15 protein-coding genes are annotated in these 20,533 nt (G+C 55.6%); 7 read left to right on the forward strand and 8 right to left on the reverse strand.

Annotated features, from left to right (window positions below; all coding sequences use genetic code 11):
* Positions 1-76: 76 nt before the first annotated feature.
* Genes F8N82_RS07235 through F8N82_RS07265 form a run of 7 tightly spaced genes read left to right on the forward strand, consistent with a single transcriptional unit; the run spans position 77 to position 11,332 of the window.
* Positions 77-1,357 carry a hypothetical protein gene (locus F8N82_RS07235; RefSeq protein ID WP_150776919.1) on the forward strand — a complete coding sequence of 427 codons (1,281 nt, stop codon included), beginning with the start codon at positions 77-79 and terminating at the stop codon, positions 1,355-1,357.
* Positions 1,354-5,640: a hypothetical protein gene (locus F8N82_RS07240; RefSeq protein ID WP_150776918.1), complete on the forward strand. Its 4,287-nt coding sequence runs from the start codon at positions 1,354-1,356 to the stop codon at positions 5,638-5,640. Before F8N82_RS07235 ends, F8N82_RS07240 begins: the two co-directional genes overlap by 4 nt.
* Complete coding sequence (locus F8N82_RS07245; RefSeq protein ID WP_338918665.1) at positions 5,637-6,464, forward strand: hypothetical protein; 828 nt, start codon at positions 5,637-5,639, stop codon at positions 6,462-6,464. The genes F8N82_RS07240 and F8N82_RS07245 overlap by 4 nt, the downstream gene beginning before the upstream one ends.
* Positions 6,465-6,467: 3 nt before the next feature.
* Complete coding sequence (locus F8N82_RS07250) at positions 6,468-7,610, forward strand: hypothetical protein (RefSeq protein ID WP_150776917.1); 1,143 nt, start codon at positions 6,468-6,470, stop codon at positions 7,608-7,610.
* A complete protein-coding gene (locus F8N82_RS07255; RefSeq protein WP_150776916.1) occupies positions 7,607-9,292 on the forward strand; it encodes an ATP-binding protein in 1,686 nt (561 codons plus the stop codon). The genes F8N82_RS07250 and F8N82_RS07255 overlap by 4 nt, the downstream gene beginning before the upstream one ends.
* Complete coding sequence (locus F8N82_RS07260; RefSeq protein WP_224793778.1) at positions 9,285-9,863, forward strand: hypothetical protein; 579 nt, start codon at positions 9,285-9,287, stop codon at positions 9,861-9,863. The genes F8N82_RS07255 and F8N82_RS07260 overlap by 8 nt, the downstream gene beginning before the upstream one ends.
* A 59-nt stretch (positions 9,864-9,922) precedes the next feature.
* Positions 9,923-11,332, forward strand: coding sequence for a serine/threonine-protein kinase (locus tag F8N82_RS07265; protein WP_224793777.1), 1,410 nt, complete (start codon positions 9,923-9,925; stop codon positions 11,330-11,332).
* Between the two features lie 227 nt (positions 11,333-11,559).
* Here F8N82_RS07265 and F8N82_RS07270 read toward each other — a convergent pair whose 3' ends face one another.
* The 8 genes from F8N82_RS07270 to F8N82_RS07305 form a co-directional block, all read right to left on the reverse strand.
* On the reverse strand, positions 11,560-12,171 hold the full coding sequence (locus tag F8N82_RS07270; RefSeq protein WP_119371496.1) for a hypothetical protein: 612 nt from the start codon (positions 12,169-12,171) through the stop codon (positions 11,560-11,562).
* A gap of 108 nt (positions 12,172-12,279) precedes the next feature.
* Positions 12,280-13,215 carry a restriction endonuclease gene (locus F8N82_RS07275; protein ID WP_119371495.1) on the reverse strand — a complete coding sequence of 312 codons (936 nt, stop codon included), beginning with the start codon at positions 13,213-13,215 and terminating at the stop codon, positions 12,280-12,282.
* A gap of 106 nt (positions 13,216-13,321) precedes the next feature.
* Positions 13,322-13,588, reverse strand: coding sequence for a hypothetical protein (locus F8N82_RS07280; protein WP_103308917.1), 267 nt, complete (start codon positions 13,586-13,588; stop codon positions 13,322-13,324).
* A complete protein-coding gene (locus F8N82_RS07285; protein ID WP_150776914.1) occupies positions 13,585-14,565 on the reverse strand; it encodes an integrase domain-containing protein in 981 nt (326 codons plus the stop codon). The genes F8N82_RS07280 and F8N82_RS07285 overlap by 4 nt, the downstream gene beginning before the upstream one ends.
* Positions 14,566-15,508: 943 nt before the next feature.
* Complete coding sequence (locus F8N82_RS07290) at positions 15,509-16,765, reverse strand: integrase domain-containing protein (protein WP_150776913.1); 1,257 nt, start codon at positions 16,763-16,765, stop codon at positions 15,509-15,511.
* Positions 16,766-17,034: 269 nt separating this feature from the next.
* Positions 17,035-18,027 carry a restriction endonuclease gene (locus tag F8N82_RS07295; protein ID WP_038994587.1) on the reverse strand — a complete coding sequence of 331 codons (993 nt, stop codon included), beginning with the start codon at positions 18,025-18,027 and terminating at the stop codon, positions 17,035-17,037.
* A 98-nt stretch (positions 18,028-18,125) separates the two neighbouring features.
* Positions 18,126-19,028, reverse strand: a complete 903-nt coding sequence (locus F8N82_RS07300) for an HNH endonuclease (protein ID WP_052251418.1) — start codon at positions 19,026-19,028, stop codon at positions 18,126-18,128.
* Between the two features lie 208 nt (positions 19,029-19,236).
* Positions 19,237-20,199 carry a bifunctional GNAT family N-acetyltransferase/nucleoside diphosphate kinase regulator gene (locus tag F8N82_RS07305; RefSeq protein WP_080764711.1) on the reverse strand — a complete coding sequence of 321 codons (963 nt, stop codon included), beginning with the start codon at positions 20,197-20,199 and terminating at the stop codon, positions 19,237-19,239.
* Between the last annotated feature and the right edge of the window lie 334 nt (positions 20,200-20,533).

A 20,533-nucleotide genomic window follows, 5' to 3' on the forward strand; every position in this document is an offset into this window, starting at 1 on the left:
CAGTCCCCATGCCACATCCCTGACGCAAACAGCCGCCTTGATCCCGCGCTTACGAGCCTTGCTCACGACGGGATGTATGGCTGGCGTTGACTATGAGTGCGACGGCTCGGCGCTGCTCTGCAACCTGGCTCACCCGGTAGAGACAGAGGGGGCTGGCGACCAAGGTAACGGCAAAGTAGCTGGGGGCGCTTTAGCTGGCGCGGGCGCGCAGAATCATCAGTACCCTAGCACGGGTTGGATCATCAGCCAGCGCTTGCTGGCCGTGCGCCCGGCCCTGGCGTCTGACGCCGAGCTGCTCTGCTCTCTCCTGGCACAGCAGTCCGAGGTACGCGATGCATGGTTGGCGATTGCCGCTGCGCGCTGTAAAGAGGCAGGGCAAATGGCTGCGCAATCGGCTGCCGTAACGGCGGCTCAGGGGAACGCACCGCTGGTGGAATTAGTATCTGGCTTGGGGCCAGCAGCTGCCTGGGTGGAAGCGACCTTGGAAAGCGCGCGACTCACTGCCAGCCCCTACGCTGCGCTTGAGCGGGATTTGCTGGGCGTGAGCTTTGAGCAGGCGGCAGCAACGCCTGCACTGGTGCGTATTTTGGCTGTCGCCGCCCAGTTGGCCGCGTTTGCCGATGCGCTCCCTCCCTTACCCAAAGTGGACGCCTGCGGCATCCATGCGCAGCAGAATTGGGTACTGGGACGACTGTTGGCATTGCCCGTTGTACTGGACCTTGCCGATCAAAAGCCAGCCATCGATGCGCACGTGATCTTGCAGGGTGGCTTGGTGCCTGCAATACCAGAAGGCCAAACCACCATGAACTGGGTGTTGGCCCAGCCCTGGGCGCTGCTGCTAGCCATGCTGGTGTTTGCGCAGGACGCCTGGCGCGCAGAAAACCGCGGCGGTTTACTACTGGAGCTGCCTGCAGGTCAGAACGCTTTTGCGCCTGCTGAAATTGCCGTCACAGTAATTGGCACTGAGGGCGACGAGGTGCGCTGTGGCACGCTGGCCGACCTGCTGTTGGGCATGCTGGCAAGGCTGGGTGTGGCCTGCTTTCCGCAGCAGCCCTCGGCTTCCGAATTGAATGCGCAACTGTCACCGCTGGTGGGCTTGTTGCTCAAGCACGCGGTCTGGCGTTATCAGGACGGGGCCAGTAGCCAACTAGGCCAGTTCCAGATTCATCCGCTGCTTTCTGATCAGTGCTACAGCCTGCCCGCGAGCCGGGTGTTCAACCGCACCGGCAAGTTGCTGTGGCAGGCCGCACGCTTGGCTGCCGAGGCACTGTATCAGGACTACAAGAAAGTCTATCAACACCGTTCCGTCCGCGAACCGGAGGCGGCGTATGTGGTTCAGGGGGAACCTACTGCATGAATAAAACCGATCAGCTTACCGCCGCCGATATTGTCGACCTGGCCCGTCTCCATAGCTGGGCAGCCACCGGTGTTTCTGATTATCCGCCGCGTGATCCCTTGGTTGGTCAGAGTCGCTTCTTCAAACGCTATCGCACCTTCATCCACACGGTGGATCAGGATGCGGACAACTTTGCCCATGTATTTGCGGTGGAGGCGGAATGGGGGCGCGGTAAATCGCGCCTGGGCCATGAGCTGATCGCCCAGATCAACGATTGTTCCAAAGGCTGGTTTGTACGCGAAGACGGTGCGCAGCTTGAAGATAAAAAGCTGTTTGATCAGGCCACGCAAGACAAGTACCTGGCGCTGTACATCCGATACTCCCAAGTCGCCTCTGACTACCAGAACTCGGACAACTGGTTTGGCTTTGGGCTTTATAGGGCGCTGCTTCCGCTGGCGACAGGCAAGTTTGATGGTTCGATTCAAAGCAAAATTGCCGAGCAGGCACTGCATCGTTTAAATCCGGCGGGCTTCGACTCTCAACAGCTGGCGCAATGCCTAGAGCTGGATCAGGCCCACTCTGAAGAGTCACTCTACGAAGAAGAAGGCTTGGTTGTGCGCCTGGTGCAGGCTGCCTACAGCTATCTGGAAAAATTTGGTATCGGCTATGTGCTGGTAGTGCTGGACGAGCTGGAAACCGTGGCCGAGGCGGCCACCTTTGGATTGGAGCAAGACGACGCCAAGCGCCTCGATGGCCAAGCCATCCGCCTGATTGGCAAAGCCATCAAGGAGGAGGACCCACGACGCAAGCTGCCTTGGCTGCGTTATGTGGCTTTGTGCTCGCCCTTGCTGGGCCAGCAGTTGCGGGAGATTCAATCCGTCGCTCGCCGTTTTGAGCTGGTGGAGCTGGAGCACAATGCCTTTGCCGATGTGTCTGACTATGTGGTCCAGCTCAAGGTCGAGCGCAAGTTGGCACACGACTACCCCACAGGGCTGGTTGAAGCCGCCTACGCCATGAGCGGAGCCAACTTTGGTTGGTTCAACGTGATCATGGCCAATGTGGATGCGGTGCTGGCTCAGTACGCAGCAGTGGGTAAGCAAGTCACCGATATGGGCGTGCTGTTCGATGCGGTGGTTGAGAGCTCTGGCCGTGTCGCTGAGCATGTGCTGGATAAGCACGCCATCGAGGGCATCAAGACTGGTGATCACGATCTGCGCGCCATCGCGCAGTCGTTGCTGTACGGCCAACTGCCTGTATCACTGGATGCCGCATCCGCGCGCTGCAAAGAGCTGTTGCAGCTGACCAATGAGGATGGCGAACCGGTCGCCAGCCTGTATCGCAAGATGCCTTTTGACGCGCTCCAATGCCGCCAGGCGCTGGAAGAGGCCAAGTTCAAACGAGAAAAGGACGAATGGCTGTACCCCGCTGTCGAGCAGGCACTCAGCCTCACTGCCTTGCTGCAAAACCTGCGTACCTTTGCCATCAATGAGGCCGAGAAAGATGTGCTGCTGATGCCGCTGTCGCGCGGGGAGTTCAAGCATCTATTGAGTTTGCTCTACGACCACCCTGCGGTGGAGTTTGCCGCCGACGCTCTGTGGCAAAAGCTGATTGGTGGCGACCAGTTCATTCCGAATGAAGAGGCCACGCATATTGGCCCTAGCGTGGCCATGTTGCTGCGATTGGACTTGCGCTACAGCAACCAGCAACACAATTCGATGATCTTCCGCGACCCGGCGGATGCGGCTGTGCACGAAGCCGCGATGAAGACCTTCTTGCAGGCCAGCGGCCACAACCCGGGCCTGCGCTGGACGGCACGTCTGATGGGTTTAATGCGTTTGCTGGACAAGAATTGGCAGTACGCACGGACGGGGCTCTCCAACAAAGAGAATCTGCACATTCAAACCAGCCCACGTGGGCAAGGCGCAGGCCAGCGTGGTGGCTTGTTGTATTGCGAGGGGTTGAAGCTGCACCCGGACAATCTGGCTTGGTTTGCCTGGGTGAACAACCGTGAGGAGCTGGAGCGCCTGCATCAATTTGCGGCAATGCGCCATACCGATGAAGGGCGCTTCCCTGTGATGGCTTTCACGGCTTCCACCCACTTGATGGAGCAGTACAACCGTGGCGATGTCAGTGAAAAGCTCAAAGACCATCTACTGCTCTATTACCTGAACCCCAGCGAAGTGGACCAGCTAGAACGCATCGGCCTCTCGGCCGAGCAATGCAAGGGCTTGGTACTGGATGAGGCACGACTGACCAGCAAGTTCAAGAACAAGCTCAACGCCCTGCGTGACTTTGCCTATCAAGCGATCCATCAATGGCGTGCCCGCTTGAATGAGCGCGGGTTGATTGCTTGGCCGCTCAAGCCAACCGGCAAGATCAACGCGCAAGATCGCGATCTGTTGCTGCAGGCCTGGACCTTGTTTGTGTTCAAGGAGCCGACCCTTTCTGGTCTGAATGATCTGGAAACCAGGCACGGTATTGATGCCGAAGAAGTGGCATCGCTGATGCAACGCCTGGCTTTGCCAAGCAAGCTGCTCAGTCTCGGTTTTGCTTTGCACGAGCATGCAGGCTTGTTTAGCGATTTGGCCAATCCGCAGCAGGCGCAAGCAAAGTTCCCCTTCTTCATGGCGCATATAGCAAACCCTGCCAGCGCACAGGAATGGACACTGGAGAAGGCCAAGCGCGACTGGTACTGGGGCTACCTGCAACATGCCAGCGTGACAGCCAAGAACGTGTTCGATGACTGGATGTGGTGGTGCGGGGAGTTGCATTTGTTGCAGCTGAAGGATGCCACGGCTGCTACAGCCAAATGGCAAAGCCTGCCACGGGCCAAATTGGATAACGCCATCAATGAGGCGCAGAACTGGTTTAACGGCAACGGTGCTGACGGCTACAAGGCTGTGGTTGCCAAGTTGGAACGTGTTTTCGGCTATGACCGCATCCCTGGGCTCTTCGCACCCTTGGGCAAGTCACCCACCGGCACTGAAACGGTGGAAGCGCACGAATTGCTCAAAGCGGCCCGCTCTGCCTTTGACGCGCTGAAGGTCGGCGAAGAAGCGCTCGCCTTGCATGGTGCCGATGCTTTGTCTGCTATTGCTGACAAGATACCCACTCTGCTCGCCGGACGCTTTGAGGTGCTGCAGCGCGTTGCGGGTGTCAAACCTGAGCACGTGCCTGAAATTACCTTGGGCAATATCAATACCCTGCGCCTCGACGATAAGAGCCAATCGCTCTATCAGCGCATTGAACAGGCCCGGCTGTTTGCAGATTATGTGGAAAAGGCGGCTACTCAAATCAAGCAAGGCATCGATCATCTGATCACCGACATCGAAGCCGATGCAAAGAATCTGGCTTTCTTCCCGCGTAGCTTGTTCACCCTGTCGCTACAGACGGTGACCAACATTCTTGATGGGGCTTTGCAGCAACACAACGCCAGCGGCACTGCGGCGGCAGAGGGTACTGCGAGCTCAGACACCTTGCTGCATTACCTGCGCTCACTTCAACTGGACAAGGCGGCGGATCGCCTGCGCCTGCTCGCCGAGGAAGCGGGCGTCAATATCGACAATGGAACGGCTTTGGGGCTTGCCGATAACCTTGGCTGCATTGCCAGTAGCTATCGAGTAGGCAAGAAAAAATTTGTTGAGATCACCGGGTACCTCGCGGAATTGCAAACACGATGTGCAGAAGCTGCACGCGTTTTGGAGCCCATGCCTGCGGATTACTCGGCGCCAGAACACGCACAAGAGCTAGCAACGCTCGCTCAAAAACTAGTGTTAATTGGCGATGCGTTTGAGGACTTGGCTGACTTGGCCAAGAACGAGCGTGAAAAGTTTCGCGAGCAAGCACGCAAGGGGCAGTTCAGTGCCATCCGCGACATCCCTGACCGGTTGCTCAACCCCATTCACTCTCAGTTGCACAGCGTTGGTGGCGCCATCAGCAAGGTTGAAAACACGATCCTGTCGCATCGCGAGACCTTGGTGAGTCAGACCAATGAGCGCTATCTTCCAGTGCTGATGCCACTGTTCAGTGCTTGCAACGAAGCTGCGCCAGCTGCAATTAGCCTAAGTAGCGTATCTCCACTCTCCTTGCATGAGCTGCATGTGACGATAGATGTGCAGCAATTGCAGTGGGAAGCCAAAGCGACTCAGTTTTTAAGCGGGACAGGTCTTGACTTCTCGAGCTGGCAAGATTTGGCGAAGGCGATAGCCGAGGGCAAAAGCCCAGTACTGTCGCAACCCGCTCAAGAGGCTTTGGTGGCCAAGGGCATCCTGAAAATGAAGCTCTATTTCGGGGGGGAAGCGTGAAGCTTTATTTGACTCCGGAATTGCAGGCACACCGCAGAGGGCGTTTCTTGGCCAGCTTGCTGGGAATCCCTCGGTCATCTCAGCTTGGCTTGCCGAAGACCGGTTTTGTATTGATGACAGGCGATGCTTTGCAAGCCTCGAGAGAGACTCAGGAGGAATGTGCTGCCTGGGTACGCCAACCCGGTTGTTCACTGCTGCTGCTACCGCCATACCAGGAAGGGAGTATTTTTCATTTTCTGGACTGGGTGGTTGAGTTGGCCCAGTCCAATTCACTAGCCGCCAAACAGGCATCGCTTGCGAGCATGCTAGAGGGCGAGGTGGCGTTCAATCTGCGTGGGATAGATGGCGCTTGTACAGGGGAAATGACGCCGGGGGAGCTGACTGGCCATACACGCTATTGGAAGGCACACTCCAATAGCGGCCTGATCGCTGCCACAACGCTACCGCTTTGGTCCATCAGTTTGTTGGATCAGGCGTCGTTGGTTCATGACTTTCTGGCCAATATTGAGCGGCATTGTGGGTTACCCTCTGTTAGTGCCGAAGAAATAAAGCCCCAAGAAAATGATGCGATACGCCCGGAGGATGTCACCGTGTTGGTGTTCTGCTACGGATTCAATGTCGCGGCGGCCGAGGGCATGCTAAGCAGGTTGAAGGCATATGCCGTGCCGCTGTTGAACTTGGCCAGCTTCGATTTGCCGGAAAGCATGGTTCGCCTTAGAAATGCCGGGCTGATCAATGAACATGGATTAACTGAGCAGGGATTAGTCTATCTGATGGGGTGTAGATACTGGGCATTTGCCGAAAGCTTGAGAAATGAGGCCTAGCCAATGAAAGCAAAAACTCTTGCGCAAGCATTGGCTATTGATAGTCAGCTGGGATTGCCGGGTAGTGCTGGGCGTTTGCTCAAACAGATTCGTGATATTGAACATGTGGCCCCCATATTTCGGGATGCCGGCTTAATTAAGGGTGTCAAGCGGCCAGCTGTTGTCAACCTCACGGTTTCAGGTATTGCGAGTCACTCATGCATTCACCGTGCTCTGGGGGGCTTTATCTACGCATCCGCAGCTGTGCGGACAGATCTCACCATTCAGGACAATAAGGTTGGCACAGCTGGATCCGATTCAGTATCAGAGTTAGACGACATAGATTTCGAAGCCCAGAGAAAGCGCTTGGACTTGGTGGAGATGAGGCACTGCTATGCCCTTGTCGAGCGACTGTTAAAACAGGGTGGTTCTGCCAACTTGATTTTGATCGACACCCCGTTGTTCATTGACCGGGAAATGGTGCCTCTGAAGCGGAATGCACGGCACTGGGCAGAGTTTGAAAAGACCAGAGATGTAATTGAACAATTTTGGCAGAAAAACCGGAAAGCTTTATTTCCATGGAATCCGGAAGGTCCTGTGCTCGTTAGCATTCTGGCTGAGCGATTCTCTGCCATTGTCAGTATCGCTCGCCAGGACTTACGAACTGAAGACGGCCGCAAGCACATTTTGATCAACGATGGTTTTGCACCGGAATCGGCCGCCATGCTCGAAGGCCTAGAGGCTCGACTGAGCGGCATTGGTGATACGCGTTTTATCAATGGAATATTGGGCAACTTCACCCGAACTATTGCTTTTCGGATGACTGAAAATCGCTCCCGAATGGAACCTGCTAGTGAAGTAAACCAAGGCGTTATCGGCTTTCACTTCCGCAGTGCGCGTGCAGGTCAAATAAAGATGGCTCAATTGGCCGGCGAAGAGTCGGACTGGGATTCCGCCTTGTTAGATACCGTGGCATCTCGATTGATGATTCTGGACATGCAAAGCCAGAAAAAATCCATGCCACTACCGCAGCTACTCAGTCGGCAGCAACTCAATATTCTCGAAAAGTTCTCTGCCTACTACCGGCAGGGGCTAAATGAAGCATTACGGAGTAACGACGTGGAAAGCACGTGGTTATCCGGTCTCGATGAGGGGTTTGAATCATGAAACACAAGGTACTAGGAAAGCTGGTCGGTAACACCGGCGACGCGGCACAGCTGACTATGGTGGTTCAGGATTCCTTTTCCGTTCGTCGTGGAGAGTTTGTCCGCATCATGCATCAGGAACGCGCGGATGAAAGCGTGGTGCCGGTGCTTGGGCGAGTCACCAGGATTTCCCGAACCAATATGCTGTTTAACGCTGGATTTGGTGATGGAGTAACTGAACTTGAGTTGCTCCCCGGTGCCAGTGTCACAGGCGAGAACCTCTACGCAAATGTCGAACTGGTCGGCTATCGCGATCCGGTTTCTCGCCAGATAAAAATTCCACGCCGCCCGCTAGACCCAGGTGCTGCCGTTGAAACGGTGGATTTCCAATTTCTAAGCGACTTCTACGAGTTCAACGAACACACCAGTTTGCACCTGGGTAATCTGGTTGGCTATGAGCGCGGCGATAACACAGTGCCGGTCTTTTTAGACGTAAACAAACTGGTCACTGAGCATATGGCCGTACTCGCGATGACGGGATCGGGAAAGTCCTACACCGTTGGCCGCATCATTGAACGATTGGTAGCGTTGAACAACGGAACCGTAGTTGTTTTTGATCCGCATGGTGAGTATGGAAAGGCTCTGGCGAAGGGGCAATTGAATTTCTCAGACGATCTAGCGGAGAGCGAAGACGGACGCGATCGTGCGGCACTACCCAAAATTCGCGAAACCTTGGAACGATTGCAGGAAGCCGGAGCAGGCATCCATGTTTACACGCCACAAAATGAATCGTTCAAACACAAGTACGCAGGCAAAAACGTCCAGCTTGCGCTGCAGTTCGATCACTTTGAAATGGATGATGTGGCAGAAATTCTGCCCGGGCTGACCGAACCTCAACAGAGGGTGCTTGATGTTGCGTTGCGCTATTGGCGGACAGCCGACAAGACCGAGCCGAGGGACATAAATCGCCTTCGGCATCTTCTCGGAGATGGTATCGAAGAGTTGCGTGAATGGGATGACCTTTCCGAGGCAGAAGGCAAAGCATTGAATGGACGCAGTGCCGCTGTGACATCCATGAAGCTGTCGCGGGTGCTCAACGAAGCGCAAAGCTTTTACTCTGCTGCCATGTCCGCTCCAACCGACATCTACAAAATGATCGGGCGTCCTTCGAATAAGCAAGGGCGACTCGTTGTGATCGATCTGCAAGGACTGAGTGATACGGCCAAGCAGGTAATCTGCGCACTGCTTTCCAGTGAAATCTTGCGCGCAGCCTCCAGCAAAACAGATCCTCTACGTCCTTGTTTCCTGGTTTATGAGGAAGGACATAATTTCGCGCCAGTTGGTGGAAATGCCGTCAGCCATCGAATCATCAAGAAAATTGCCGGCGAAGGTCGCAAGTTCGGTGTTGGTTTCGCCATCGTTAGCCAGCGCCCATCGAAGCTCGATGCTGACGTGACGTCGCAGTGCAATACCTTGATCACCATGCGCCTGAAGAACCCGGACGACCAGCGATTTATTGCAAAAGCATCTGACATGGTAAGTAAGGCCGACCTGGATGAGTTGCCAAACTTATCAACGGGTGAGGCCTTGGTCTGTGGCCGATCTATTCCTGCATCGTTACTAGTTAAAGTTGGTGGCAAGGCACTGATACACGGTGGTGAGTCGCCTGAAGTGCTGCGCGTTTGGGGGAGTTTTGGTGACTGACCTTCCAGCGCAAATTTGTTCCGCAATGTCCACTCTGGAGTTTGTCGATCGCAGCTATCCCATGCTGTCGAGCTGGGGCGTTCGTGACGAGGATGTATTGGTGCACAGCTTGGGTTGCAGTGCCTGGAATGAGCTTGGATCTGAGCTTGGCTATATGGCGGTGGCGGAATGTCCGGTGCCGATGACGCATGGGGCAGACATTCGGGCCGACTCAACCTGGTTTAGTCGAACGCAACGCACACCTGATGTCTTGATTGAGTTTGAACGGTTCGATGGTACCGACCGGGGACAAAAGAAGCTTGACGAGAAGCTTTGTAATTTACTGGAGGCATCGATGAGATGGGGCGATGCCCCCTCTGTGCTAATCCTTTCGGCATGGAACAAAGGAGTTGTCTCCGCGCCAAATAAAGAAGTGTTTGCACTGCGATGTCGGCAAGGTTTCAAATCGTCGGTTGGTGCGCAGGTGCCTTCACTTCGAAATACAGCGGTTCTTTTCAGTCGGTTTATTTTTGAGATTGAGTGCAGTGGAACGCTGCTTCTCAAACAAATGCGCTGTGAGAGGTTGTTGTGAATATAAAATCCGCACACTTTCTGCCGGGAACTAATAAGCGCTTAGGGGATAGGTATCTCTTGCTTGAATGCCTCGGTGACGGCAGTCATGGTTGGGTATGGCGGGCGGAGAGGCTATCGGACAGTACCATCGTCGCAGTGAAGATTCCTAAAGATCTGACAAAGGATGATCGTCTGCTGGCCGAAGGGAAAGAGCTACTGACAATAGACCCACATCCCAATATTGTTCGGATTTGCGATATGGGGAGAATTCCGCCGGAGAACGAATGGTTCTTCATCGAAATGGAATACTTCCCGAGCCAAAGTCTTGCCCAAAAACTTGAGCAGAGAGGTCAGAATTTCGGAAACACGTTTGAGCGCCTGTTTGCCATCTACGCGCAGGTGCTCGACGCTGTTGGTTTTTTGGCGACCTTGCCGACACCTATTTCACACGGCGATATCAAGCCGCACAATATTCTCGTGGGTGTGGGAGATTTGGTGAAGTTGACTGACTTCGGGAGCTCCGCTCTGCCCGAAGAAATTTATGTTCGAACTAGGGAAAACGGCGGCACTGTTCTGTACGCTGCGCCAGAATTTTCCGACAGTGTCTCACGTAAGGGAACTTTTGATGACTTGCTGAGAGGCGACATCTATAGTCTCGGCGTTCTCTTGTACCAACTGCTAACGGGACAGCTCCCTCACGACACGCCATCTCAAGTGCGACGTCATGCGCCATTTAAGCGCCCCAGCGAAATCAACGCCAACATCGTACCCATGGTTGACGCCCTAATCCTTAGGTGCATGGAAAGGGTCCCCTCCGCTCGATATCACGATATTGCTTCGCTTCGCAGTGCTTTTGAGCTGGCGAGGCAGCAACAATTAGACGCGCCTCAATATTCCATAACGCCATTTCGCGGGCAGGCTTCGGTTGATTGGTCGACGGCAGTTGTCGAGTCTCTGGAGAAAAAAGACTACCTAAAGGCGGCAAGAGTTGCGGAAGAGGAGTTCGCTCGTACCCACGATTCCGCTGCGTTGCTGCAACAGCTTAATGCCCTCTATCGCGCAAACAGGCTTTTCGAGTTTGAAGAAGTATTCCATCGAGAGTACAAGGGCGACTTGCATGACGACGATCAAAGGCTGATCCGGTTGCTTGGGATTAAGGCATGCCTGACGCTTCGTAAGACAAGTTTTGCGAAAGATCTCATTCAAGATGCCGAGAGACAGGATGGAGAATCGTTAGAGCTTGATTTTTTGCGTGCGACCTTATTTGGCTTGGAGGCTAACTTTTCCGAGGCACGCGAAGCGCTTGAGAGAATCAATAGAAAGTGCCCAAGTAAGCCTCACGTTTTAATTCGCTTGATTCAGGTTTGTGAGCAAGCGCGTGACTACCCTGCCGCGGTAGGGTATTTAAAGCACGCATTGCGCATATCAAATAACTCTGTCGAGTTGGTGGCGAAACGACAGCGTTACCAGGGGCTAGGACTATGGTGAAAATTCGTTAGACATGATGCTGTGTATGCGCTGCTAGGGAGCGATAAGTACGTTGGCGTTTTGGTGAGAGGATCGCGGCGACCCACAGGCGACACTTGCCGTGCAAACTCAAATGCACCTCGAACATGCAAGTCCACCGCAGTCCAACGTGGTGCCAAGGCCGAGGCGACCGCCTTTGGTGCCATCCTGAATGTTAATCCTGCCTAGGTCGTTAGTGTGACACGAGGCTAATCGAACAGTAGCGCCTCGGTTAGCCCCTTGTCAGGGTCCGGTTCATCGATGAGGTGGGCCATGCCGACTAGACTGCGAGCCAGCTTTTCGTATGCAACCCATTGAGTGTGCAGGTGGTCGAACACCTGGTTAAACAGCCTTATGGTTTCAACTTCCAGGTAATCTTCATTGAACGCGAACACCTCATCGAATCGGGCGAACTCAAACTGTTCGTCTAGCATTTCTTGCTGTTCGAGCAATGAGTCATAACCCTCGCGGCACTCTTCGCGCATTTCGTTGGCGAATTCGATAAAGTCCGCGTCGGTCTCGTCGAAGTGCTCCCGCAGGGAGGCGGGGATGTCGTTCAGGCTGGTAAAACGCTTGCGTCCTCCGTCCCGACGTATCTCGCCAATCAGAGCATCCAGCTCATCGAAGTCGCCGTAATCCGACAGCCAGCCGCACAAGGTATTGGCATGCCGGGCTTCGGAGACGCACCCACTGATCTCTTTCATGCTGTCCGCCAGGTAGGTGCGGCGGAAGAAAGGCAGCAATAGCACGTGTAAATCGTCGAACGCTTGTTTACGTGCTTGGTAGCGTTTGGCGATGAGGTTGGCTTCTCGGGCGTTCATAGGGCCTCACTGGCATTGGATGGGCGTTCGAAAGGCGCAGGGCGCCGACGGCCTGCGGGCTTGTCGAGGCCATAGTGGCTAAATGGAATTGGGCTGTCGAGCGTCGGATCAGCCGAGCGATTCGTCGAAGTAGTCACTGTCGAGCCTGGGCACTTTGTAAAGCTGCGAGCTGACACCCACCTCGTGGTCGAGCATCAGGTTTACAAGGCGTTTACCGTCGACCAGTACCAGTCCCTCGACCGAGCGAGCGAAATCAACTGCCTGGGCGGTGAAGCCGGAGGTAGTGATGAATACACCGCGTTTGGCTTTCTGCCCGGCCAGGGCGCCATAAAACGCTTGCAGGTCAGGACGCCCGACGGTGTTCTGCCAGCGCTTGGCCTGCACGTAAACCTTTTCCAGCCCCAGTGCGTCCAGCGAGATCACGCCGTCGATGCCGCCGTCGCCACTGCCGCCGACTTGTTGCAGAGCCTGCCGGTTCGCGCCGTAGCCCAGACTGTGCAGCACGTCGAGAACGATGTGCTCGAAGCGCGTCGGGCTGGCTTGCAGCAAGTTGTCCAGCAAGTCACCCGCGACGCTGGTGCGCAGCTCGAGGATGGCTTGATTTAGGCGCTCCTGCGGGCTGCTAGTGGCGAGGTCGGTCTTGGCAACAGGCTCTGACGTGTCGCTGCTTCCATCCAGCGAGGCGGCATCCGGCGCTGTCTTCAGCTTCACACTCATGAAGTTCACAGCCAGGTGCTCGACTTGCTCTGGGCTCAACGGGTTCGGGTTGGCTTGGGCAAACGCGCGGCCAGTGTCGGTCAGCTGCCAATAGCCACGCTTGGCGCTGCTGGAGTAGCCAGCACGCTTTAGCCGATCATGCGCCCAGCCTGATCGATTCTTGTAGGTGGCCTGACCACTTGCGATGGTCTCCTGCCGCTGTGACTCGCTCAGGCCAAGAGACATGGCGGCGGCTTCGTGAGCCTCGCTCGCGGTGGAACCGTCAGGATGTGTGGCGAGAAAACGTAGGATGGGCTCTATGAACTGGTCGTAGGTCGGGACTGACATGGCTCTTTCTATTCCTGATTAGAGGCTTAGTCCAACGTAGCAGCTCAGCGACTGCGCTTTGTCTTAGTGAGCCAAATTGCTGATCTCAACGCGCTGCCTACCATATTCATACCCATGACTTTTCTAAGCGACGAGCGAGCAGTCGCAGGGTTAGGAGGTAGTAATACCGCGTTGCATTGCTGCGCCGGGCTAGACGCTTTTCGAGAAACCAAATCACATGCTTCCGCTGCCAAGTCCAAGGCGTCTCTCGCTGCCAGCGCTCTGCAATCTCAGCCTGGATGATTTTCGCCTGTCGTACATGGCGTTGTCGAGTTGCGTGCGAGCCCGTCAACACCGCAGACAAGAACAGCTCCATGTCGAATGACTTGCTCATGCGCACCCTCCAATGTAGGCAGCGACCACGTCGATCCGGCCGTGCCCCAGCTCATAGCTGATTTGCCTTCGGGCCTCACGATCAAGATTCCTGTCTACCTGGCAACATTGGCCGCCGTTGATTGGCGCGGGGTGTTGGGTGATCTGCTCGTAGCGGTCACATGCGTACGCCGCTCGTAGCTCGTGGAAGCCTTTAAGGTTGTGTGCATGCAGGATCTCCCGTGCCGGGCGGACGATGTCCTGGAGAACGTCAAGGTACCTTTCGTGCGGAGCAATCAGGTTGCGGCTGCCCGCAGGCGACACCTGCTGTGCAAATCTAAGTGCGCCCAGAGCATGCTCATCCATCGAAATCCAACGTGGCGCCGAGGCCCCAGCGCGGCCGCCCTTGGCGCCATCCTGAATGTTAACCCTACCTAGATCGTTAGCTTCACGGCTTAACCGTGGCAGGTCAGCCAAGATGGCCTCGCGCAAGCGCATGCCGGTGGCTCGCGCCAACAGAACGATCGCGGCGGCCCGTTGTTGATGATTTCGGCAAAGCGCATTGACGATCTCTTTAACCTGATCGCGGTCTTGACCCTGCGGCACCGACTGCCGAACCCTGGTGTGCTGCATTCCCAACGCCTTGCTCGGGCTGGGCAATTTCACGTACTGATCACCGCGAAGCGCTGCCATGGTCCTGTTGACGCTGGATAGCCGGTTTTGTGCGGTGCTGACGGCGAGATCACCGCGCTTAACCATGTCGCGCAGATACGCTGCGTAATAGGCCAACACCTTACGATCAATCTGCCGCGCATCATTGATACCCGGCCCCTGTTCGGAGCGGCACCACTTTGCGAATGCCTGCCACCGATCACAGTGCGCCTTGACCGTGCCGTAGTGGCCACCGCCGAACATGTCTTTCAGCGCTTGTGGCCCTGCGTAGCTCAGTTGCCTGCCGTACCCAAAATTGCGTCCATCCCGCTTACCTACCAATGCCATGTCAGTCACCTCATCTTCCGATCTCCGACCCTCGCCCCACGTCATCCCGCCAAGAATGCTGAGTGTTATCAGGGTTCAAGGCCCCTGCGACCTGTGGGGAATGTCCACTACGCGGGACTGGCGGCTCCTTACAACCGGGAGCAAGGGCATCTCATGATCTGGCCTCCTGAGCACCGTTACCGGTGGGCGGGTGGAGGCAGCACTGGCTGACGAGATCAGCGCCTGAAGATCCTGAGCCATGTGCAAGCAGCAATGCGATGACCGGGGCATACCTGACTGTCAGTCAGGTGCAGTCCATTCCTTGGTCTGCGGCACCATCATCTACAGCGCTGTTGCTGGTGACATCGGCGTTTGTCACGCCGATTGTCACGAGGGGGAATGCCGCAAAGCCCTATGCGATCAGGGCTGCAGCAGTGGTAGAAGTGCCCGTCTCTTTCCAGAAGAAAGAGACGGGCACAGGTTGGCGCAGTATTCGGCCAAGCGGATAGGTTGCTGCAGGGCAGCGAGGTACGGTGTATCTGGCGCACGAGCGCTATATGTGTAAGAGCATCCATCACCTGGGTAGTGACCGTACGAGCTGCCGGATGCGAATCGTACTTGGGCTGAACCACCGCGGGAGCGGCGTGACCTTCAAGGTTCGGGCCACCTGGGTTGCTGTCATCGACAGCGCTTGCACGAGCAGTTCTACGCCTGTGGATAAACCCGGTCAAGGTCCGAAACTCAGCGCTCTTGGGGGCGTGAAAAGCGGTTATCCACCGGTGGAATTCCGTGGTAAATCCTGGACACGGTCGTGGCTTTTAGCTCTTCAAAATAAGGTCCATCCAAACAGGGCGGCTTTGCAGCCCTGTCTGGATGGACCCGCGCTGAGAAGCGGATAAGCGAGGCTGCTTGCCCCGAGTCACGAACGTTCAGTTGTTACCGCAATTCTTGCGCCTGCACAGTGCTAACGAATCGGCACCACATTTTTGTCTCTGACTTGGCCGTAGGCTGAGGCAAGCAGGCTGCCGGTGGCGGCTTTCTGGATGTACTCGCTCCACCAGGCCATCATCGGTCGCCTGCGTTCGATGTAGTCGGCTCGGTTGTAGGCGCTTCGCACCTCATCTTTGTCGACGTGCGCCAGTGCCACTTCGATGAGCTCCGGGTCCCACCCATGTTCATTCAAGATGGTGCTCGCCATTGAGCGCATGCCGTGACTAACCAACCGATCCTGGAACCCCATGCGCTTCAATGCCATGTTGGCCGTTTGGCTATTGGCATGAGTACGCGGGTTTCTGTCAGCCGGGAAGACGTATTCGCGATGGCCGCTGTGAGTCTTCAGTGACTCCAACAACGCGACAGCGTGATCACTCAACGGAATGCTGTGTGGGCGGCGCTTCTTCATACGCTCCGCAGGGATAGTCCAGACACGCCTTTCAAAATCGATGTCTGCCCAGCGAGTAGTTGCCGCCTCGGCAGGGCGCGTCATCGTGTGCAACTGCCATTCAATCAGGCAGCGGGTAGTGCGTTTGATGCTGGCGTTCGCGATCTCCATCATGAGCTCGGGTAGCTCTTCGGGCGGAAGCGCAGCCATGTTCTCTTTCTTGGGCTTCTTGAAGACTGCCCTGATCCCGCTGAGCGGGTTGGCGAATATCAGCCCGGAGTTTACGCCGTAGGTCATGATCTCGTTTAGCCGCTGGCTAAGACGTTTGACCGTCTCCAGGCTGCCTTTCGCTTCGATTGGACGAAGCAATGCGATCACCATCGGCGCGGTGATTTTCGTCAGTGGCGTCGTCTTCAAATCGGGGAACACGTGCAGCGTGAGCGACCGCCAAATGTCCTCGGCGTAGGCCGGGGTCACCGAGTCTTTCTTGAGCTCGAACCAGGCGGTGGCCACGTTCTCGAAGGTATGTTCCGTTTCTGCACGCTTGGCTTCATTCAGCGTATTACGCTGCACCTTCGGATCGATGCCTTGGGCGAGCAGCTCGCGGGCATCGACTGCCATCTTTCGTGCATTCGCCAGTGACAGTTCGGGGTAGGTCCCGAAGCCGATATTGATGCGTTTCTTGGTCACCGGTTCGCGGTAGTTGAAATTCCACAGCAACGAGCCATTGCTGCGTACTCGGAGCTGCAAACCGTCACCGTCCGTGAGGACATAATCCTTGGACGCGGGTTTGACTCCCTTGAGCTGTCGATCGGAGAGGCGGAGGTTTTGAGCAGGCATGAGATTGTCCTCAGGCACTGATTCGGTATTCCAAAGATTAGCACCGGGTGGACTGGAATACCGTCTGGAATACCCGAACGGCTGGAACTCAAAAAACCTCAAAAGACCGCAAAAGCGCTGGAAGCCGCGTATTTTCTGGGTTGCAGGCACAAAAAAAGACGTCCGTGGACGTCTTTTTTTGATCATTTGGTGGAGCCGGGGGGATTTGAACCCCCGTCTTCAGCTAATTACTATACGAGAGCCCAAGCAAACCACTCCTCGCACAGAGCTTATGCAGGCCAATAAAGCCTCTTCAAAGGAACAATCCTCTTCGTCTCAGCATCCGTAGCATCGTAGTGCTCGATCAACGCTCTAACCACATGATCCAGCGTCCACAGCGATAGAGGAATCGAAGCACGATCCGCTTCGTAAAGTGCGTCCTTACTGAAACCACCTGTACTGACGTACAAGCCTCGATCGTCTTTATGCCGGCCACCGAGGAAGCTACGGATATCCTGACTACCCATCTGTCCCTTGCGGTGTTTCACCTCGACAACGATTCGAGGGTTCTCAAAGCCAAATCCGTCTGGTGAAGCAACGATATCTTTCCCACGGTCTGAACCCGGTGGTGAAACCTGAGTTTTGTAGCCCATCGCCCGCAGAATCCCCGCAACCAGATGCTGCATTTCGTCCCAATCAATCTCGCTCACTCGGTCTTTGATTCGCTCGATGGCTTGAGATTCAATGTCAGCGAGTGGGTCGGCAATGGCCTCATCGGTGACGTCATCGGGCTCAGGGGCTGGGCCACCTTTTAACGCAGCCAAGACTTCTGCAGCAGCTTGGGCTGGCACTTCGAAAACGGTCAGGGTAGAACCCAGGCTGTTTTTGGTGGTTACACCCAGTTTCTCGCGTGACAGTTCTAGCGGTTGCCATCGAACTTTTCGAGCCAGCGCCATGCCTTGTTCTGCCCACTCCGGATGGTGTTCTGCCGCGCCGGTAAATGTGCCCACCTGGTAGAGCCGGTTTGCAGGAGAGTAGGTTATGACCCAATCACCACTTTGGATTTCGTTCACGAAACGCCAAACCTGAGATGCCCCTGAGACAATGGTGCCTTGTTTCATCTGAGGTTCAATTGACTGATACAAGGACATTAACTGTTTGCGGCCGACGCCTGGTTTGGCATGTGGCGCTAACTGGACCCATCCGATGGCCGCTACTTCTCTTTCGCGAAAAGCGTCGTACAAGCTTCCCCCTTCGCCGCGAACCATCCACATCCGTGTCATATCATTTGCCTTGTCAGTTGATTTTGATGTCGGGTCAATGGGGCCGTGTAGGTCCGAAGTCTATGGAGCGGAGTTTACTCGATCTGGAAAACACCCCCCTACGCAAAACTAAATCGCTTGCGGTGCTTCTCAAGGTAGCGGCGATTGCCCTCACTCAAGGTGGGAATCGATGTGTACTGGTCCAGCCCTAGAATTTTGTGTTCCTCCGCTGCCAACTCGTCGCTGATCAGCAGTTGCCCATCCTCACCAAAAGAAATCAATCCACAGTCGAAGAGTCGATCAATGTGGGTGGCCAGCAGCAATCCGTTGTCTGTATCCAACCTGGCTTTGTTGTCGGTTAAGGCCCAAGCTTGAATGTGCGAGGCGACGAGGAGGTTGGGATTTTTTAGCCCGGTCAACGCGCATTTTTTCTCCCAGCGTTTGAGCAGCCCTGTTCGAAACGCGCCCTGGCCAACTCGAGCCTTTACGAGCGCTTCTCGAGTCGTAACGGAAGGGCTTTTTCCTGGCGATCCGGCATCTACGAGCTGGTCTTCGTAGTCAGCAACAACCTCGGCTTGTTCCAACAAATACAGCGCAGCATCGGCAGGCAACTGCGCCATGTAGATCTGATTCACACTACCTTTGTTGTTGAACAACGATGGCTCTGTGCGGGCATCGAATTGCGCCTGGTAGGTGGGTGCAATGTCGTCGCTGCGCAAGAGGTGCTTGAGGTCGGTGAGGCTGATATCGACTCGATACCCTTGGTTGCTCCACTCGTTGAACGAGCGAGTTGGAGGGCGTTCGGCTTGGTAGGCATCGCGCTCGGCTTTGGCAATCGCGCGTAGGTAGTTGTCGTGGTAACAGAAGATCAAGTCTCCGGCTTTAACCTTACCAACGTTGTCCCAGTGGCGACGGGTTTGCACCTTGCCGGATTGTGTACGCGAACTCAGCGGGGCCCAGAGAAAATTGCCGGCCCTGGCCTCCTTGTGCGTCGTACCTAGGTTCACCCAGAAAAATTGCATCTCGCGTCCTTAACGGTCTGGCATATCGCCAGCAACCATACCGCGAGATCCTACGAAAAAGAAGGATTGGTCCTACTTGCTTTTACCAAATTGAGCGCAGGAAGGAGGTCCTCTGGCCAAGCCCTGACCTTGTCCACCATGTCTGCATCAGGCACGGAAATCGCTGGGGGATCTTCGTGCCTGATGGAGCACTTAGCCAAAGGCTCAACTACAGGTGGAAATCGCCCGCAGCCTCGGGCTGGTAAAGCACTTTCCTGATCCCGATCCGGCGGGTGCGGTCAGAAACTCGCCAGTCGATGGCGTCCCCCTCCTGATAGCCCAGAATGGCGGCGCCGATGTCGGAACACACGGAATACTTTCCGGCGCTGCTGTCCGCGTCTTCAGGGTAGACCAGGGCCACTTCGATCTCTTCGTCGTCCAACTGCAGCAAGGCCCTGGAGTTCATCGTGACGACATTGCGTGCCACCTGCTGCGGCGTGACGACAATGGCTCGCTCAAGCTCATGTTCGAGTTCAACAACGGCCGGGCCTTGCTCGAGCGCGATCAGGCTCTCGAGCCTGGCCTTGTCGATTTCGGTGATGTAGATCTCAGTGGAGTCGGCAACGGCACCTTCGCGCAAGAACTGCAGATAGCGCGCCGCCGTCATGGAAAATGACTTTAATGTCGGCGTTTCGCTTTCAAGCAGAAAACCGCTGCGCACAAAGGCTTTCAGCGAGCGGGTGTTATCCGGGTGGATCTTGGCGATGAGCTTCTCGGCGCGCATGTCGAGGAAGGCCAGTTTCATGCCTTCGCGGATCGTGCGCGCACCAAGGTTTCGGCCCCATTTGTCGCTGTCTCCAATGACCAGGACGATCTCGCAATTGGAGCCGGTCTTGATCAGGCGGACAAAGCCCACCGGGGCGTCATGCCGGTCGTAGGCCATGAAGAAGCGGCCGCCCCGGTTGAATAGATGGGTCAGGATCGGCAATTGGGTCCGATCGATGACTTGCTCGATGGAGCGGGAGACATGACGCGAATCGCTCAAGTAGCAGGTAACGCGCTCATCTTCCAACCAATCCATGAGCGTCAGTGCGTGTGCCCGAGTAATTTCCGGGCACAGCGAAATGAAAGGCTTGTTCATCTTCACCACAGTTATTTGTAAAGAATGAAAGCCCTTCATGGCTATGGCCATGACGGTTCTTTCGGCAACCGGCCATTTTATGGCAAAACGCTAGTAAATGGCGAACGGCCTGAGCATTCTGGCAGGCTTTGGCCGTTCTTTTCGATGACCTTGCCGATGAAAATCCGAAGCATCAAAATCTTCAGAATTTCCTGATTCCATGTAGTCCATTTCCCAATCATACTCCCGCCGCCATTAAGCCATTGCAGTGGTTCCTTCAGCGCTCTAGTCTCCGCCAGTCGTTGCCAATTCAACGACCGGTTTTGACAGACCGCAACAAATGAAACCATCTGTGCACCTGCGTAATGGCGGCTGTGCGTGGGGCACCTTCGTGTGCGCCGGGTTT

The sequence above is a fragment of the Pseudomonas fluorescens genome, assembly GCF_902497775.2.
GTDB classification, from domain to species: domain Bacteria; phylum Pseudomonadota; class Gammaproteobacteria; order Pseudomonadales; family Pseudomonadaceae; genus Aquipseudomonas; species Aquipseudomonas putida_F.

Excerpts from the sequence above, each read along its gene's own strand:
- F8N82_RS07300 (WP_052251418.1), bottom strand. The coding sequence starts at position 19,028 with ATGCAATTTTTCTGGGTGAACCTAGGTACGACGCACAAGGAGGCCAGG.
- F8N82_RS07270 (WP_119371496.1), bottom strand. The coding sequence starts at position 12,171 with ATGAACGCCCGAGAAGCCAACCTCATCGCCAAACGCTACCAAGCACGT.
- F8N82_RS07290 (WP_150776913.1), bottom strand. The coding sequence starts at position 16,765 with ATGCCTGCTCAAAACCTCCGCCTCTCCGATCGACAGCTCAAGGGAGTC.
- F8N82_RS07250 (WP_150776917.1), top strand. The coding sequence starts at position 6,468 with ATGAAAGCAAAAACTCTTGCGCAAGCATTGGCTATTGATAGTCAGCTG.
- F8N82_RS07275 (WP_119371495.1), bottom strand. The coding sequence starts at position 13,215 with ATGTCAGTCCCGACCTACGACCAGTTCATAGAGCCCATCCTACGTTTT.
- F8N82_RS07295 (WP_038994587.1), bottom strand. The coding sequence starts at position 18,027 with ATGACACGGATGTGGATGGTTCGCGGCGAAGGGGGAAGCTTGTACGAC.
- F8N82_RS07305 (WP_080764711.1), bottom strand. The coding sequence starts at position 20,199 with ATGGCCATAGCCATGAAGGGCTTTCATTCTTTACAAATAACTGTGGTG.
- F8N82_RS07240 (WP_150776918.1), top strand. The coding sequence starts at position 1,354 with ATGAATAAAACCGATCAGCTTACCGCCGCCGATATTGTCGACCTGGCC.
- F8N82_RS07235 (WP_150776919.1), top strand. The coding sequence starts at position 77 with ATGGCTGGCGTTGACTATGAGTGCGACGGCTCGGCGCTGCTCTGCAAC.
- F8N82_RS07255 (WP_150776916.1), top strand. The coding sequence starts at position 7,607 with ATGAAACACAAGGTACTAGGAAAGCTGGTCGGTAACACCGGCGACGCG.
- F8N82_RS07285 (WP_150776914.1), bottom strand. The coding sequence starts at position 14,565 with ATGGCATTGGTAGGTAAGCGGGATGGACGCAATTTTGGGTACGGCAGG.
- F8N82_RS07280 (WP_103308917.1), bottom strand. The coding sequence starts at position 13,588 with ATGAGCAAGTCATTCGACATGGAGCTGTTCTTGTCTGCGGTGTTGACG.